The sequence below is a fragment of the Mesorhizobium sp. M0998 genome, from assembly GCF_040318885.1.
GTDB lineage: Bacteria > Pseudomonadota > Alphaproteobacteria > Rhizobiales > Rhizobiaceae > Mesorhizobium.
The window spans coordinates 49,759-65,469 of the sequence record NZ_JAMYND010000005.1 but is presented as its reverse complement, the minus strand read 5'-3'; the positions used below and the strand labels follow the sequence as shown (position 1 = coordinate 65,469).

Sequence of the window (15,711 nt, the reverse complement as noted above, 5' to 3'; positions counted from 1 at the left end):
TGGCGGGCTTGGGTACCGGCTTACTTGGCCGCGAGATGCGGAGCGATCTTGACGCAGGCGTCGCACAGGCCCTGCACCGCCGCGACCGAATTGTCGAACATCTTCTGCTCGCTCTTCGCGAGCTCGATCTCGATGATCCGCTCGACGCCGCCGGCGCCGATTACCACGGGAACGCCGACATAGGTGTTTTTGACGCCATATTGGCCGGAGAGGTACGCCGCACAGGGCAGCACCCGCTTCTTGTCCTTGAGATAGGCTTCGGCCATGGCGATGGCCGAGGCGGCCGGCGCATAAAAGGCGGAGCCGGTCTTGAGCAGGCCGACGATCTCGGCGCCGCCGTCGCGGGTGCGCTGCACGATCTGGTCGAGCCGCTCTTTCGAGGTCCAGCCCATCTTGATGAGGTCGGGCAGCGGGATGCCGGCAACCGTCGAATAGCGGATCATCGGCACCATGGAATCGCCATGGCCGCCGAGCACGAAGGCGGTGACGTCCTCGACCGAGACCTTGAATTCCTCGGCCAGGAAATAACGAAAGCGCGAACTGTCGAGCACACCGGCCATGCCGACGACATGGCTCTTGGGCAGGCCGGAAAACTTCTGCAGCGCCCAGACCATGGCGTCGAGCGGATTGGTGATGCAGATGACGAAGGCTTTCGGCGCGTATTTCTTGAGGCCGGCGCCGACCTGCTCCATCACCTTCAGATTGATGCCTAGAAGATCGTCGCGGCTCATGCCGGGCTTACGCGGCACGCCGGCGGTGACGATGCAGACATCGGCGCCCTCGATGCCGGCATAGTCGTTGACGCCGGTCAGCCTCGAGTCGAACCCATCGACCGGCGACGACTGCGCGATGTCCAGTCCCTTGCCTTGCGGGATGCCTTCGGCGATATCGAACAGCACGACGTCGCCGAGATCCTTGAGGCCGACCATGTGGGCGAGGGTGCCGCCGATCATGCCCGAGCCGATGAGCGCTATCTTGTTGCGTGCCATGTCAGGATGTTTTCCCTTTGACTATGACGGCGCCCAAATCCTTGACGATTTGATGACGGCGTCGGAGGAAGAGGCCGGAATGCTGCGGAACCGCGAAATTCGCCGCACGCAATAGCCCCGGCCGCACAAAAATTCAAACGATTATTTTGGAGTGAGTAATTTCAATCGGTTAGAAACAATGGGAATTACGTAAACGTCAAAATTCTGAAGCCGACTAGAGGAATTCTACACAATGGCACTGGAAATCAGAAGGCTGTTTCCTGGCGATGACGCCCTTGTGATGCGGGTTGCCGACGAAGTCTTCGACGAGCCGGTCAGGCCGGATCGGCTCTCCGCCTATCTCGCGGAGCCAGGTCATTTCATGGTCGTGGCCGTCGCCGACGGCATCGTCGTTGGCCAATGCGCAGCCGTCATCCACCGCCACCCGGACAAGGTGAGCGAACTCTACATAGACGAGGTCGGCGTGGCGCCGGCCTTTCAACGCCTGGGCATTGCGACGAGGATGCTCGGCGCCATGTTGGCACTCGGTCGCGAGCATGGCTGTGAGGAGGCGTGGGTCGGCACCGAGCCGGACAATGTTGCTGCTCGCGCACTTTACGAGTCGCGAAAAGAGCCGCATGGGCCGGCGGAGGGGTTCGTCATGTATGTTTATCGGTTATAGCCGGCGGCAGCGACCCCTTCTGTACTATCCCTCACGCCTGAGCCTGCCGTGCCTCGGTCGATGATCCCTGCGCCCCCTGCCTCTCCGCCCAGTTCTCCAGCCAGTCGTGGCTCTGCATCTCGATCAGCCGCGATGCGGTGCGCTCGAACTCGAAGACTTCGTTGCCGCGCTTGGCCGTATAGAGCTGCGCCGGCGGTGCCGCGGCGCTCAGCACCAGCCGTACATGATGATCGTAGAGCGTATCGACCAGCAGGATGAAGCGCTTGGCTTCGTTGCGCTTGCCTTCGCCGAGCACCGGCACACGGTCGATGAAGATGGTCGAGAAACGGCTGGCAATGGCAAGATAGTCGCGGGCGCCGAGCGGCCTCTCGCAGAGATCGGCGAAGGAAAACCGCGCCGCCTCGCCGGCAGAACGCGGCACCACGACGTGCCGGCCCTTCACCGTCAACATCGTCTCGGCCGTCGGCCTGCCATGCGTCATCACCGCCCACGCGTGGTCGAGCGCATGGTCGGCGGCGGCATCGGCCGCGGTGATGTAGACCGGCATGCGGCTGAGCTTGTCGAGGCGGTAATCTTTATCGGCGTCCAGCGCCAGCACCTGCGCGTGGCGCTCCAGGATAGCGACAAACGGCAAAAACAACTGACGGTTCAGGCCGTCGCGGTAGAGATCCTGCGGCGCAACATTGGAAGTGGCAACCAGCACCACGCCATTGGCAAACAACGCCGAAAACAACCTTGACAGGATCATCGCATCGGCGATGTCGGTGACGGAGAACTCGTCGAAGCATAGCACCCAGGCTTCCTCGGCCAGCGCGCGCGCCACCGGCGGGATCGGATCGTCCTCCTTGGCCGTGCCGTTCTTGCGAGCCTGTCGGTGCTTCTGGATGCGGTCCTGCACGTCGGCCATGAAGTCGTTGAAATGCACCCGGCGCTTGCGCCGCACCGGCAGCAGCTCGAAAAACATGTCCATCAGCATGGTCTTGCCGCGGCCGACGCCGCCATGGATATAAAGGCCCTTGACCGCCTCGTGCACCTCGCGCTTGCGGGCGAACAACCACCCCAGCGCGCTTGATTTCTGCGCCAGCCGCTTTGCCGATATCTCTTCGATCAGCCGGTCGAGCGCAGCGGCGATCCGCTCCTGCGCCGGATCGCGCCCGATGGCGCACGTCTCGACTAGATGGTCATAGCGCTGCTTGACGGTCGCATGAGTCTGGAGGCCGTCACGCAGATGCATTGGTCACGTCGTTCCGGAGCAATTCCAAGAAAAGTGTGCAGCGGTTTTCTGTCCGGAATTGCGTAAAAAACAAAAGAGAGCAATTCCAAGAAAAGTGTGTAACGGTTTTCCATCCGGAATTGCGTAACAATGGGGGCCGTTTTCTTACCTTGTAAGCGAGATCGGCAGGCCGTTGGAAGTCTGGCCGTCGAATTTCTCGCCGCCTGAGGAATAAAGCCGTGCCAGCGTGCCGCCATTCTCGTCGTAGAGCGTCAGTTGCTTGCCGGCGACGTTCCAGGATTTGATGCCATCGAGCGGCGCCGGGCAATGCAGCGGTCCGGCGCGGTAGCCCGACCCGAATTTGGTCTGCGGCGTCGCCACCTGACAGCTCTGGCCGGACACGCTTGCCTTCCAAACACCGGCGACGCTGGACGCGGTCAGGTCGGCTGCACCGGCCGGCGCCGTCCCGTCGGGCGGCAGCGAGGCGACCTGCGTGTTCTGCGGCGCGGTCGGAAATTTCGACGGGTCGGCCGGGCCGGGTGTCGCCGGTGGCGGCAGCTGGTTTGCAGTCACCTTGCCGGCGGGCGCAGCTTCCAGCGGCGCCGGCTGCTGCTCGTCCATCGATGTGAACCGTGAGGTTGAACAGCCGCTCGCAACGAGCACGGCCAACGATACGGCCAGCGGGCCGGTTTTCGAAAATTTCATTCTTCAACCTCCGTCGGATCGGGCTGGGGATGCCGTCCGCGCAATGTCCCCCTCACCAAGATGGAGAAGGTGGCGAAATTTCAACCCGATATGGTTAAAATACGGTTTGCGCCGGTAATGTTGCAAATTTATCGCAAAATTCACATTGCCTGAAATTGCGTTACGCCTTGGCCGTTTGGCCGACACCTCCGGTTGATTTCGATACGGCGCGCTGGCGCCAAATCCCTGGCGTTCACCTCAAATGCTTGTGCGGGCCGGCGCCGGCATTATCTCTTGGCGATCAGCAAACTGCAGGGAGCCGATTTCTTGGCCGCGAGAAAGAGAGCCGCCAACCGCTATTACAGCGGGCCGCCCAGCGATCATTTCGACGGCACCTTGTTCTTCAATCCCGACGGACGGCCGCCGGGTCGCTTTGCCGATCTGTTGAAATGGCAATTGAGCCGCGAGCGCTCGAAATGGCCGGCGGCGGATCCGAGCCCGTTTCCACCGGCAAGACCGGTCGAGCGCATCGATGGTTCTGCGCTGCGCCTCACCATGGTCGGTCATTCCTCGCTGCTCGTCCAGACAGCCGGCCTGAACATCCTGACCGACCCAGTCTGGTCGCGACGCGTCTCGCCGCTCTCCTTCGCCGGGCCGAAACGTGTCAATCCGCCGGGCATCGCGTTTTCGCATTTGCCGCCGATCGACCTCGTGCTGGTCAGTCACAACCATTACGACCATCTCGATCTCGCCACGCTGAAGCGCCTGAAGACAAGACATGACCCGCTGCTGCTGACGCCGCTCGGCAACGACACGATCATCGGCGCTGCCGTGCCCCGTATGAGGCTTTCCGCGCATGACTGGGGCGACCGGGTCGATATCGGCGATGGCGTCGCCGTCCATGTCGAGCCGGTGCACCACTGGTCGGCCCGCGGTACTCGCGACCGGCGCATGGCGCTGTGGGCGGGTTTCGTCGTCGAGACACCCGACGCAAAGATCTATTTCGCCGGCGATACCGGCTTCCACGGTGGCATCAATTACCGGCTGATGGCGCAAAAGCACGGCGGCTTCCGCCTCGCCATCCTGCCGATCGGCGCCTACGAGCCGCGCTGGTTCATGGCGCCACATCACCAGGATCCGGAGGAGGCGGTGCAAGGCATGCTTTTGTGCAACGCCGCCTATGCAGCCGGCTGTCACTGGGGCACGTTCCGGCTCACCAACGAGCCGATCGACGAGCCGCCCAGAAAGCTCGGCGAAGCGCTCGATGCTGCCGGCCTGCCGCGGCAACGTTTTCGCGCCTTGCGGCCGGGCGAAGTCTGGGACGTGCCGGCGGTCTAGCGCGGCGGAACCTAAGGCATCACATAGACGTTTGTAGGTGTTCAAACCTGTCGCCTGCGAGGTGTCTCTCATGATCAGGTGGATCATCATTCTTTTGATTATCGCGGCCGCGGCGAGCCTGCTCGGCATGCCGGCACTGGCCGGAGCCGCTGCCACCGGCGCACGCATCCTCATCGGCATCGTGCTGATTATCTTCCTGCTGATCGTGCTTGGCGTCTTCGCGGTGACTTGAAAATCACGCCGCGCTGGTAATTTCTGCCGCTATCCGCCATATAGGCGCCAAACCGGCAAGAGACCTTTCGATCGATGGCAAGCGCGGCCCCTTTCGCCAAGATGAACGGCATCGGCAACGAAATCATCGTTGCCGATATGCGTGGCCGTGCCGATCGCGTGACGCCTGCGGCAGCCGTCGCGCTTAATGCCGATGCGGCGACCAGGTTCGACCAGATCATGGCGATCCACGACCCCAGGACGCCGGGCACCGCCTTTTTCATCGACATCTTGAATTCCGACGGAACCAGGGCGCAAGCCTGCGGCAACGGCATGCGTTGTGTCGTCCAGGCGCTCGCCGCCGAGACCGGCCAGAAGACATTTGCCTTTGAAACAGTCGCCGGCATCCTCAATGCCGAGGAACATGCCGACGGAATGATCTCGGTCGACATGGGCAGGCCGCGCTTTGGCTGGCAGGACATCCCGCTGGCCGAGGAATTCCGCGACACCCGCATGATCGAGCTGCAGATCGGCCCGATCGATGCTCCGGTGCTGCATTCGCCGTCGGTCGTCTCGATGGGCAATCCGCACGCCATCTTCTGGGTCGACCGCGACGTCTGGTCGTACGAGCTCGAGCGCTTCGGCCCGCTGCTCGAAAACCACCCGATCTTCCCCGAGCGCGCCAACATCACCATCGCGCAGGTGACCTCGCCGGAGACCATGGCCATCCGCACCTGGGAGCGCGGCGCCGGCCTGACCAAGGCCTGCGGCACGGCTGCTTGCGCCGCTGTAGTCGCCGCGTCCCGCACCCGGCGTACCGGCCGCGGCGTCACGCTGATGACGCCCGGCGGCGGCTCGCTGCATGTTTTGTGGCGCGACGACGACCACGTCATCCTCACCGGTGCCGCCGAATGGGAATTTTCCGGCAGCTTCGATCCGTCGACCGGGGCGTGGGCGCGCGACACCGAAAGCGCCGCCTGATGGCTCCTCTTGGCAACAAGGATATCGAGGTCGTCACCTTCGGCTGCCGGCTGAACACCTATGAATCCGAGGTGATGCGGCGTGAAGCCGAAAGTGCGGGCCTCGGCGGCCTCGAAGGCGGCGCCATCATCTTCAACACCTGCGCCGTCACCGGCGAGGCTGTACGCCAGGCCAAGCAGTCGATCAGAAAAGCCCGCCGTGAGAACCCGGCTGCCCGCATCATCGTTACCGGCTGCGCCGCGCAGACCGGCCCGCAGGATTTCGTCGCCATGGACGAGGTCGATCTCGTCCTCGGCAATGAGGAAAAGCTGAAGGCGCATTCCTATCGCGCGTTGCCGGATTTCGGCGTCAACGACACTGAGAAGGCGCGCGTCAACGATATCTTTTCGGTGCGCGAGACGGCCGCCCACATGGTCGACGCCATCGAGGGCCGGGCGCGCGCTTTTGTCCAGGTGCAGAACGGCTGCGACCACCGCTGCACCTTCTGCATCATTCCGTACGGTCGCGGCAATTCGCGCTCGGTGCCGATGGGCGCCGTGGTCGAGCAGATCAAGCGACTCGTCGGCAATGGTTATGCCGAGATCGTGCTGACGGGCGTCGACATGACCAGTTTTGGCGCCGATCTGCCGGGCGCACCGAAGCTCGGCAAATTGGTCAAGACCATCCTGAAGCAGGTGCCGGACGTGAAACGCCTGCGGCTTTCCTCGATCGACTCGATCGAAGCCGACGACGATCTGCTGGACGCCATCGCCACCGAGCCGAGGCTGATGCCGCATCTGCATCTGTCGCTGCAATCGGGTGACGACATGATCCTGAAGCGGATGAAGCGCCGGCACAGCCGCGACCAGTCGATCCGCTTTTGCGAGGATGTGCGCAAACTGCGCCCCGGCATTGTTTTCGGCGCCGACATCATCGCCGGCTTCCCGACCGAGACGGACGCCATGTTCGAAAACTCGCTGGAGATCGTCGAGGAATGCGGCCTCACGCATCTCCACGTCTTCCCGTTTTCGCCGCGCCAGGGCACGCCCGCCGCGCGCATGCCGCAGCTCCGCCGCGACGTCGTCAAGCAACGCGCGGCACGCCTGCGCGCCGCCGGCGAGGCCGCCTATCGCCGCCATCTTGCCTCGCTCGCTGGAACGCATCAGTCGATCCTGGTCGAGCGTGACGGCCTTGGCCGCACCGAAGGGTTTACGCTGGCCGCGGTCTCTGCCGGCGCTCCGGGCGACATTGTCGAGGCTGATATCGCCGGCCATGACGGTATCCGACTGATCGCCGCGCCGCTTGCCGCCCGCGCCGCCTGAGAGCGCAAGACATGGCTGGGTTTTTCAAGAAGATATTTTCGTTCGGCAAGAAGGAAGTCGTCGAGGAGCGGCCCGACGAGGCCGCGCCGCTGCCGCCGATCAAATGGGACGAACTGGAGGCGCTGAAACCGGCCGCCGAGCAGGCCGTCCCGGAGTTTTTGAAACGCGAAGAATCGCGGCCCGAAGTCGAAGCCGTACCTCCACCGCCAGTCGAACCAGAGTTGCCTCCGGCACCGCAACCGGCGCCGGAAGAGCAGAAGCCTGAGCCGCCGCCGACCATTCCACCCGAGCCGGAAACGCCTGCTGAGGAACCGGAGGAGATCCGGGCCGGGCCGCAGCAGCCAGAAATCGTCCCCTCCCAGCCGGAACCTGCACCCGTCGAAGTGCCGGTAGTGCCCACCGAGGCTCCCTCAGCAGCGCCAGTGCACGAAGTCCCGCCCGCCGAAATACCGCCCCCGATCCGCCAGCCAGCGCCGGTCGAGACGAAACCGATCTTGACCGAGATCGCGCCCGAACCGGAGGTCGTGCCGGCGCCCCACCCTCCCATCGAGGGGGAGGTAAAGCCCGAGCCGGAAGCCGTTCCGCAACCAGCGCTGGAGCCAAAGCCCGCCCCCGGCAAAGTCACCGTAACCAAGAAGGTCGAGCAGAAAGCCGAGCCGCAGAAGGCGCCCGAACCGGCGCCGAGGCGTTCCTGGTTCCAGCGCATGCGAGACGGGCTTGCCCGGTCTTCCCGGGAGTTGTCCGGCAACATCGCCGGCGTCTTCACCAAGCGGAAGCTTGACGAGGATACGCTGCAGGACCTGGAGGATGTGCTGATCCGCGCCGATCTCGGCATGGAGACGGCTTTGCGCGTTACCGACGCGCTCTCGGCCAGCCGCTACGGCAAGGACGTCTCCGACACCGAAGTCCGCGCCATCATGGCGGCCGAGGTAGAGAAGGTACTGACCCATGTCGCCATGCCGCTAGAACTCGATCTCAGCCACAAGCCGCATGTCATCCTGGTCGTCGGTGTCAACGGCACCGGCAAGACCACAACCATCGGCAAGCTGGCGGCAAAGCTGACCGATGGCGGCCTCTCGGTGATGCTCGCCGCCGGCGACACTTTTCGCGCCGCCGCGATCGAGCAGCTGAAGATCTGGGGCGAGCGTACCAACTCGCCGGTCATTGCCTCGAAGCTCGGCGCCGATGCCGCCGGCCTCGCCTACGATGCATTCGAGCGCGCGAAGGAGGCCGGCTCCGACGTGCTGATCATCGACACCGCCGGGCGGCTGCAGAACAAGACCGAACTGATGGCGGAACTGGAAAAGATCGTCCGGGTGCTGGGCAAGCTCGATCCGGAAGCGCCGCACACCGTGCTGCAGACGGTCGATGCCACCACCGGCCAGAATGCGCTCAACCAGGTCGAGATCTTCCGCAATGTCGCCGGCGTCAACGGCCTGGTAATGACCAAGCTGGACGGCACGGCGCGCGGCGGTATTCTGGTGGCGATCGCGGCAAAGCACAAATTGCCGGTCTATTTCATCGGCGTCGGCGAACAGGTCGACGACCTCGAACCCTTTTCCGCAAGCGAATTCGCCAGGGCGATCGCTGGAGTGGCTTGACGAGCATGATTCCGAAAAGTTGCAGGCTCTTTGGATTGGATCATGCGTAAGAAGGACGCTATGAACCCACCCATCCTCGAAGGCGACCCGTCCGATCCGCGCCGCAGGGCGTTGAACCCCGGCCTGAAATTCCTGCTCGAACTCGGGCCTGGCCTGGTGTTCTTTTTCACCACCATCCGCGGCGCGTGGCTTGTCGGGAAGTTTCCGATCCTCGGCCATATCGGCGAGCCTATCCTGATTGCCACAGCGTTCTTTATGGTGGCGACGGCACTGTCGCTCAGCGTTTCGTGGATTTTGACGCGTAGCTGGCCGATCATGCCGTTGGTCTCGGCCATCGTGGTGTTTGTGTTTGGCGCGCTGGCGCTGTGGCTGCAGGACAAGACCTTCGCTTTCATGAAGCCGACAATCATCAACAGCCTGTTCGGCATCACGTTGCTTGGCGGGTTGGCGTTTGGCAGATCGCTGTTGGGCTATGTCTTTGATTCCGCCTTCAATCTCGACGCCGAAGGCTGGCGCAAGCTCACTTTCCGATGGGGACTCTTCTTCCTTTTTCTGGCTGCGCTGAACGAGATCGTGTGGCGCAACTTTTCTGAGGAAGCCTGGCTTTATTTCAAGGTCTGGGGCACGATTCCCATTACCCTTGTCTTCACGTTAAGCCAAATGCCGTTGATCCTGCGCCATTCGCTCGAGGACAAGGCCGGCAAGGAAGAGAAGGCCGGCAAATAGAGCAATTCCAGGAAAGTGTGTAGCGGTTTTCCCGGGAAAAGCGCGTAGCGTTTTCCCTAGGGAATTGCATCAGAATAAGGGGAGAGGGGCATGGAATTCATCACCACGCGCGACGAGTTGAGGACGATCTACAAGACGCCTCGGCTGACCGACGGCTCGATCCGCAAGGAATTGAAGACATTGGACGGCCACTGCCGTTCATTCATCGGCAAGAGCCCGTTGGTGCTGATCGGCTCGTCCGACGGCGCCGGCAATGCCGATGTGACGCCCAAGGGCGACAGGCCGGGTTTTGTGGCAGTGCTCGACGAGAAGACCATCGCCATCCCCGACCGGCCGGGCAACAACCGGCTCGACACGCTGGAGAACATCCTTCTCAATCGCTCGGTCGGGCTGCTCTTCCTCATTCCCGGCATGAACGAGACGCTGCGTGTCAACGGCGATGCCCGCATCACCGTCGATGCGGCGTTACGCGAGCGGCTGGCGGTCGACGGCAAGGCGCCGCAAAGCGTCGTCGTGGTGACGGTCAAGGCCGCCTATATGCATTGCGCCAAGGCCTTCATGCGCTCCGAACTGTGGAAGCCGGAGAGCTGGTACGACCGCGCGACGCTGCCGACGCTCGGCCAGATCCTGCGCGACCAGCTGGCGCTCGCCGATTCGGCCGAGGCGACCGACCGCTGGCTGGATGAGGAATACAGGGAGACCATGTGGTAGCGTGCCCGGCAACGAATCGCCCAAACCGGTCTCCATTCCTTTGCTGAACATCGTCGCCATCTCCGGCAGCCTGCGCGCCGCCTCGACCAATTCGGCCCTGGTCGCGGCACTCGCGCAAAACGCGCCGCCGGACTGTCACGTCTCCGTCTACGATGGACTTGGCCGGCTGCCGATCTTCAACCCCGACGACGAAGGCGAGCGGACGCCGCCGCAAGCAGCAGTGCTGATCGATGCGGTCACCGCCGCTGACGGCGTCATCGTCTCCTGCCCGGAATATGCTCACGGTGTGCCAGGCGGCCTGAAGAACGCGCTTGACTGGCTGGTGTCGCGCGATGCCGCCGTTGGCAAGCCAGCCATGCTGGTGCATGCCTCGCCGCGCTCGCTGTTTGCCCGCGCCGCACTGATCGAGATCGTGCGGACAATGTCTTTTGCGCTCCATGAGGAAGCAGCGCTCGAAATAGCGCTGCTCGGCAAGAAGCCGCCGGAGGTGGAGGATATCTTATCGCAGCCGGAAAACCGGCTGACGATGCGCGATGCCCTATCCGCCTTCGCGGAGTTCATCCGCTCGCGGTGAACGCCGGACCGTGCTTTCGCCATCCCAGGGTCTCCGCGACGGAGTTTCGCTCCTGCTCCGCCCCCGGGATGACGACGCTAGGAGCTGCGGCCAATCTGTGCCGGGAACTATCCCTTGCTCCTCCGCGTCTCGACGTCGGTCTCGCCGACGAACCAGTCGCGTGCAGCGACCTCCTCGAAAACCACCCAGACATCGTTGTTGGTCAGGCCGGTGACGCCGGTGATGGCCGCTGTCACTTGGGCGGCGATCGCGGCCTTTTTGCCGGCCGGGTCGTCGGCAATCACCTCCTTGACCAGGCGGATATTCACGAATGGCATGGTTCCCTCCCTTGCATATGCTTGGCAGCCGCTCAGTAGGTTTTGGCGCCGTTGACCATGAGCCGGACCATGTAGAGCGAGGTCGTGCCGGCGATGTAGAGGCAGTTCAGCTTGTTGCCGCCGAACACGCAATTAGCAACGACTTCCGGTACCTTGACCTTGCCGATCAGCGTCCCGTCTGGATCGTAGCAATGGACCCCGTCGGCGGCACTGGTCCAGATGCGGCCGTCCGCATCCAGCCTGAAACCGTCGAACAGGCCGGCGGTGCAGTCGGCAAAGACCTTTTCGCCTGAGACCGTCTTGCCGCCCTGGCCGACATTGAACACCCGGATGTGTGCCGGATTTTGCGCACCATGCGTGCGGCCGGTATCCGCGACATAGAGTTGGCGCTCGTCGAGCGAGAAGGCGAGCCCGTTGGGCCTGACCATGTCGGTGATCACCGCCTCGGTCTCGCCGGTGCCGGGATCGACCCGGTAGACATGGCAGGCGCCGATTTCGCTTTCGGCCTTGTCGCCCTCGTAATCGGTATCGATGCCGTAGCTCGGATCGGTGAACCAGATCGAGCCATCGGACTTGACCACCGCGTCATTGGGCGAGTTCAGCCGCTTGCCGCGCCATTTGTCGGTGATGGTGATGACCGAGCCGTCATGCTCGGTGCGGCTGACGCGGCGGCCGGAATGCTCGCAAGTAACCAGCCGGCCTTGCCGGTCGACGGTGTTGCCGTTGGAATTGCCGGACGGCTGACGGAACACGCTGACGCTGCCGTCGGTCTCGTCGTAACGCAGCATGCGATTGTTCGGGATGTCGGACCAAACCACATAGCGCCCGGCTGCAAACCAGGCCGGTCCTTCCGCCCATCGGCAGCCGGTAAACAGCCTGTCCACCTGTGCATTGCCGTTGAAAAGCCGCGAAAAGCGCGGATCGAGAACTTCGTAGAATTCGCTGGCCATGGTTCCTCCCGGTAGCAGTCGCTTGGCAAGGGCGCGATCAAGCCAGCCTGCGATCGATATGGCAAGATCGATGATGCGTCTGAAGCATTATGGAAGCGAATACTGGCCCGGACGGCAGGTCACATCCCGTTAACCGGCTATGCGCCCAGCGCAATGGTGCATTGCAACATCTTATTTTTGCAACGCACCATAACTATGTCATGCTCCGTATCGATCAAGGGAGGAACAACTGGCCGCGAAATGCGGCGCAAAAGGAAACTCGCTATGATCATCGACAGCCTCATGAGCCGCGCTCGCGCCAGCATCGCCAAGCGCCGGCATTACAACCGCCTCGTCGCCGAAATCGACAGCTTCAGCAGCCGCGACCTCGCCGACATGCGCGCCGACCGCTCAGAAATGCTCTACCAGGTCCACAAGCAGATCTACGGCTGAGTGAATGGGATCGGGCTTAGCCCACCCATTCGATCCAGCGGCCGTGGTAATCGCAATGGGCCAGGCGGTGCGTCTCGCCGCCCGGCCATAAAGTCAGGCTGAGTACCGCCCAATTGTTTGTGGGATCGCGCGGCTCCATCCTCAGCCTTGCGATAGGCGCAGCGGCCGTGGCCTGTCTGCCCGCCTGCTCCAGGGCGACGATGATCGCATCCTTGGTCGCCCGCGGCAGGTATTGCCACATGATCGAATGATAGAGCACAAAAGCGCCACCCTCCTGCCGCGCGGCCAGCGCCTTCCCGACAAAATCCGCCGCGTCCGCTTTGACAAGTGGCGGTCGAAACTTTTCGGCAAGTGACAGCGCAGCGTCGAGCCGGGCCAGCCGCGTAGCCTGATCGGCCCAGACGTAAGACCGAAGCCGTAACCGTGTGGCTGCGTCGGCGACATCTACCGGCGCGATGTCACAGCCGGCGCGGTGGCGGACGTCGATCGCTCCACCAAGCGGAACAGCGAGTCCGCGCACCTCCGGCGCCAACCGAACGGTGGAGGTCCGGTCGCCCCACTCGGCATCGCCGTAGCGGTAGTGAAAGCTGTCGAACAGGAGATTGAGCCCAGCGCTGGCGCCAATCTCGCACAAGTCCAGCGGCAGGCCGGTTTCCCGCGCGACCGTCAGAAATCCAGGCAGCAGCATCGCCGACCGGGCGATTTCATTGGTCTGCGGCGCACCGGCGAGGCCGGCGACGATCCGCTCGTCGGATCGCGCAATTGCCTCCGGCAGCACCGCCGCGATCTCGGATTCGCTTGTCTGGTTGGGCGGATAGATCAGTGCCAATCGCTCATTGGCACCCGTCAGGACCAACCCATGCAGCGCGCCGCAAAGCCGCAATGCGAGGGCGTCGGCGCGCGCGTCGCCCGGCCAACCGAGCACCGCCTGCCCGGTCCTGGTGTTTGCGTCGAGAACCTTAGCGAGCGCACGGCATAAATTCGCGGTGAAAGGCGAGCCAAGTCCATCGCAGGCTTTCGCCTGTGCCAGAAAATGATCGCGGATGTCTCGTTCGTCCATCGCGTTTCAGGTGTCTCAGCCCGGAGCCGCGAGCGCCTTCTCGATTTCGGGTAACAGCAGCGTCCGCGCCGAGTCCGGCGTCAGCGGCCCGACATGCTTATAGGCGATCTTGCCATCCTTGCCGATGACGAAGGTTTCCGGCACGCCGTAGACACCCCAGTCGATCGCCGTGCGTCCGGCTTGGTCGACGCCGATCGCCTGGAATGGATTGCCGAGATCGCCAAGGAACCGACGGGCGTTTTCCGGCTGGTCCTTGTAGTTCAGCGCCGCCATGACGAAGCGTCTGTCCTGCGACAGCGCCAGCAGCACCGGATGCTCTTCGCGGCACGGCGCGCACCAGGACGCGAAGACGTTGACCAGCGTCACCTTGCCGGCGAACTGTTTTGAATCGAGGCCCGGCAAATTGGTGCCTTCGAGCGCCGGCAGGTTGGTCTGCGGCGCCGGCAGGCCGATCAGCGCTGACGGCACTTCCGACACGTCGCGCCCGGACAAAAGCTGCGCCAGGAACAATCCCGCCAGCCCGAGAAAGACCACCAGCGGCAGCAGCACGATCAGGCGGCGGCGCGCCGGTGTTTGGGTTTCCGTGCTCATGATTTTACTGCCTTATCGGAGCGCCGGCGCACGCCGGATGCCTCCAGCTCGGCAAGCTCTCGCTTGCGGCCGCGCTGGTCGAGCAGAATCCAGCCGATCAGCCCACCCAGCACCACGGCCGTGATCGCATAGGCGGCGGTGACATAAAGGGCGTGAACGCTCATTTTCCCGATCCAAGGCTTCTCACGGCGGAATTCATAGCCTCACCGGCTGTTTGTCGCAATGAACGGGTCTGCGGCAGATTTGCGGTTATCGCAAGCCGAAGGTCACTGCGAACGCAAAACACCTGATATGTTTTTGATACGCATGTATTGGCACGTCAGAGACAGCCTGACAGCCCCTTCGCAGGTAAGCAGGATTCTACCGGCGTCATCCCACATCCTGATTGCACTCCAGCCATGGCTCCGGAACTTGCGAAGGCTAATCGATTCGACCGCGATGAACTCAAGCCCGAAAGACACGGCATTGAACGCCGCCCATTTGGCGGGGGGCCGGTAGGGGAGGACGGTCGAGATGAAGGAAAGATACATGCTAGGCCCTTCACGATTGATTTCGGCCTTGGTTACCTCGACGGAAGACAGGTCCGGATAGTTGCCGTAGATTGTCTGGAGAAAGATCGGGTTCTCTATGCGCAGCGGCCACATCAATCCGTTCCGTGCCGAAGCGCCAGCGCCGCCGCCACCGGCCCGAGCACGGCAAGGAACAGGGTCAGCGCGGCGAGAATGAGGAAGGGCTGCAGAAAAGGATCGGGGTTCGCCACCGCGCCATAGCTTGCTGATACGCCGAAGATCAGCACGGGAATGGTTAGCGGCAGCACCAGCACCGAGATCAGCAGGCCCCCGCGCGGCAGCGCCACCGCCACCGCGGCACCGGCGGCACCGATGAAGGTGATCGCCGGCGTACCGACCAGAAGCGTCAGCGCCGTCGCACCGATGCCGATGGGCTCCATGTTCATGAACAGGCCGAGCAAGGGAGCGGCGATGACCAGCGGCAGCACGCTTCCCGCCCAATGCGCCAGGCATTTCGTCAGAACGGTCAAGGCCAGCATGTGCCGGTCGTTGCCAAGCACCAGAAGATCGAGCGAGCCGTCCTCGCGGTCGGCCTGGAACAGCCGGTCGAGGCCGAGCAGGCAGGCCAGCAATGCGGCGATCCACAGGATCGCCGGGCCGATGCGGGCCAGCAGCTTCAGCTCGGGACCGACGCCGAAGGGGATGGTCGCGATAACGGCGAGAAAGAAAATCACGCCGGTAAGCGCCCCGCCGCCGGCGCGGATACTCAGGCGGATGTCGCGCAGGAAGAGGGCTAGCATGATGTGAGATGCTTTCGCCTGGGCACCCCCCTCTGTCCTGCCGGACATCTCCCCCTCAAGGGC

At 63.2% G+C, this 15,711-nt stretch carries 20 protein-coding genes; 10 read left to right on the top strand and 10 right to left on the bottom strand.

The window, feature by feature from the left end; genetic code table 11:
* Window positions 1-20: 20 nt before the first annotated feature.
* Window positions 21-989, bottom strand: coding sequence for a malate dehydrogenase (mdh, locus tag NKH59_RS06580; RefSeq protein WP_352456335.1), 969 nt, complete (start codon window positions 987-989; stop codon window positions 21-23).
* 232 nt (window positions 990-1,221) lie between these two features.
* Between mdh and NKH59_RS06575 the strand changes: the two genes are divergently transcribed.
* On the top strand, window positions 1,222-1,650 hold the full coding sequence (locus NKH59_RS06575; protein ID WP_352540822.1) for a GNAT family N-acetyltransferase: 429 nt from the start codon (window positions 1,222-1,224) through the stop codon (window positions 1,648-1,650).
* Window positions 1,651-1,681: 31 nt separating this feature from the next.
* On the opposite strand, the gene zapE is transcribed toward NKH59_RS06575, so the two are convergent.
* Together zapE and NKH59_RS06565 are read right to left on the bottom strand one after the other, a co-directional pair.
* A complete protein-coding gene (gene zapE, locus NKH59_RS06570; RefSeq protein ID WP_353021368.1) occupies window positions 1,682-2,884 on the bottom strand; it encodes a cell division protein ZapE in 1,203 nt (400 codons plus the stop codon).
* Between the two features lie 144 nt (window positions 2,885-3,028).
* Window positions 3,029-3,568: a protease inhibitor Inh/omp19 family protein gene (locus tag NKH59_RS06565; protein ID WP_352540820.1), complete on the bottom strand. Its 540-nt coding sequence runs from the start codon at window positions 3,566-3,568 to the stop codon at window positions 3,029-3,031.
* A gap of 306 nt (window positions 3,569-3,874) precedes the next feature.
* Here NKH59_RS06565 and NKH59_RS06560 point away from each other — a divergent pair, with 306 nt between their 5' ends.
* From NKH59_RS06560 to NKH59_RS06525, 8 genes are all read left to right on the top strand, one after another.
* Window positions 3,875-4,885 (top strand): MBL fold metallo-hydrolase, encoded by a 1,011-nt coding sequence (locus NKH59_RS06560; protein WP_352540819.1) that lies wholly within the window; start codon window positions 3,875-3,877, stop codon window positions 4,883-4,885.
* 70 nt (window positions 4,886-4,955) lie between these two features.
* Entirely contained in the window at window positions 4,956-5,117 is a 162-nt protein-coding gene (locus NKH59_RS06555; RefSeq protein WP_031195454.1) for a DUF1328 family protein, read from the top strand.
* A gap of 74 nt (window positions 5,118-5,191) precedes the next feature.
* The gene (dapF, locus tag NKH59_RS06550; RefSeq protein WP_352470815.1) at window positions 5,192-6,076 is read left to right on the top strand and encodes a diaminopimelate epimerase; all 885 of its coding nucleotides are present in this window, start codon (window positions 5,192-5,194) and stop codon (window positions 6,074-6,076) included.
* On the top strand, window positions 6,076-7,377 hold the full coding sequence (gene mtaB / locus NKH59_RS06545) for a tRNA (N(6)-L-threonylcarbamoyladenosine(37)-C(2))-methylthiotransferase MtaB (RefSeq protein ID WP_353021365.1): 1,302 nt from the start codon (window positions 6,076-6,078) through the stop codon (window positions 7,375-7,377). The genes dapF and mtaB overlap by 1 nt, the downstream gene beginning before the upstream one ends.
* Window positions 7,378-7,388: 11 nt before the next feature.
* Window positions 7,389-8,978, top strand: coding sequence for a signal recognition particle-docking protein FtsY (ftsY, locus tag NKH59_RS06540; RefSeq protein ID WP_353021363.1), 1,590 nt, complete (start codon window positions 7,389-7,391; stop codon window positions 8,976-8,978).
* Between the two features lie 60 nt (window positions 8,979-9,038).
* Entirely contained in the window at window positions 9,039-9,704 is a 666-nt protein-coding gene (locus tag NKH59_RS06535) for a septation protein A (RefSeq protein WP_352493215.1), read from the top strand.
* Between the two features lie 90 nt (window positions 9,705-9,794).
* Window positions 9,795-10,415, top strand: coding sequence for a pyridoxamine 5'-phosphate oxidase family protein (locus NKH59_RS06530; RefSeq protein WP_353021361.1), 621 nt, complete (start codon window positions 9,795-9,797; stop codon window positions 10,413-10,415).
* Window positions 10,416-10,455: 40 nt separating this feature from the next.
* Window positions 10,456-10,989: an NADPH-dependent FMN reductase gene (locus tag NKH59_RS06525; protein ID WP_353021424.1), complete on the top strand. Its 534-nt coding sequence runs from the start codon at window positions 10,456-10,458 to the stop codon at window positions 10,987-10,989.
* Between the two features lie 107 nt (window positions 10,990-11,096).
* On the opposite strand, the gene NKH59_RS06520 is transcribed toward NKH59_RS06525, so the two are convergent.
* Window positions 11,097-11,306: a tautomerase family protein gene (locus tag NKH59_RS06520; RefSeq protein ID WP_352491643.1), complete on the bottom strand. Its 210-nt coding sequence runs from the start codon at window positions 11,304-11,306 to the stop codon at window positions 11,097-11,099.
* 32 nt (window positions 11,307-11,338) lie between these two features.
* Window positions 11,339-12,256 carry an SMP-30/gluconolactonase/LRE family protein gene (locus tag NKH59_RS06515; RefSeq protein WP_352767356.1) on the bottom strand — a complete coding sequence of 306 codons (918 nt, stop codon included), beginning with the start codon at window positions 12,254-12,256 and terminating at the stop codon, window positions 11,339-11,341.
* A gap of 264 nt (window positions 12,257-12,520) precedes the next feature.
* Between NKH59_RS06515 and NKH59_RS06510 the strand changes: the two genes are divergently transcribed.
* The gene (locus tag NKH59_RS06510; protein ID WP_023721879.1) at window positions 12,521-12,688 is read left to right on the top strand and encodes a hypothetical protein; all 168 of its coding nucleotides are present in this window, start codon (window positions 12,521-12,523) and stop codon (window positions 12,686-12,688) included.
* A gap of 16 nt (window positions 12,689-12,704) precedes the next feature.
* Here NKH59_RS06510 and NKH59_RS06505 read toward each other — a convergent pair whose 3' ends face one another.
* The 5 genes from NKH59_RS06505 to ccmB all read right to left on the bottom strand — a co-directional run bounded on the left by NKH59_RS06505 (window position 12,705) and on the right by ccmB (window position 15,648).
* Window positions 12,705-13,748, bottom strand: a complete 1,044-nt coding sequence (locus NKH59_RS06505; protein ID WP_352491646.1) for a DUF2332 domain-containing protein — start codon at window positions 13,746-13,748, stop codon at window positions 12,705-12,707.
* Window positions 13,749-13,763: 15 nt separating this feature from the next.
* A complete protein-coding gene (locus tag NKH59_RS06500) occupies window positions 13,764-14,339 on the bottom strand; it encodes a DsbE family thiol:disulfide interchange protein (RefSeq protein WP_352491647.1) in 576 nt (191 codons plus the stop codon).
* Window positions 14,336-14,503 (bottom strand): heme exporter protein CcmD, encoded by a 168-nt coding sequence (gene ccmD, locus NKH59_RS06495; protein WP_352456348.1) that lies wholly within the window; start codon window positions 14,501-14,503, stop codon window positions 14,336-14,338. Before ccmD ends, NKH59_RS06500 begins: the two co-directional genes overlap by 4 nt.
* Before the next feature lie 102 nt (window positions 14,504-14,605).
* The gene (locus tag NKH59_RS06490; RefSeq protein WP_352470823.1) at window positions 14,606-14,983 is read right to left on the bottom strand and encodes an Imm50 family immunity protein; all 378 of its coding nucleotides are present in this window, start codon (window positions 14,981-14,983) and stop codon (window positions 14,606-14,608) included.
* Window positions 14,983-15,648 carry a heme exporter protein CcmB gene (gene ccmB, locus NKH59_RS06485; protein WP_352470824.1) on the bottom strand — a complete coding sequence of 222 codons (666 nt, stop codon included), beginning with the start codon at window positions 15,646-15,648 and terminating at the stop codon, window positions 14,983-14,985. The genes NKH59_RS06490 and ccmB overlap by 1 nt, the downstream gene beginning before the upstream one ends.
* Window positions 15,649-15,711 lie beyond the last annotated feature (63 nt).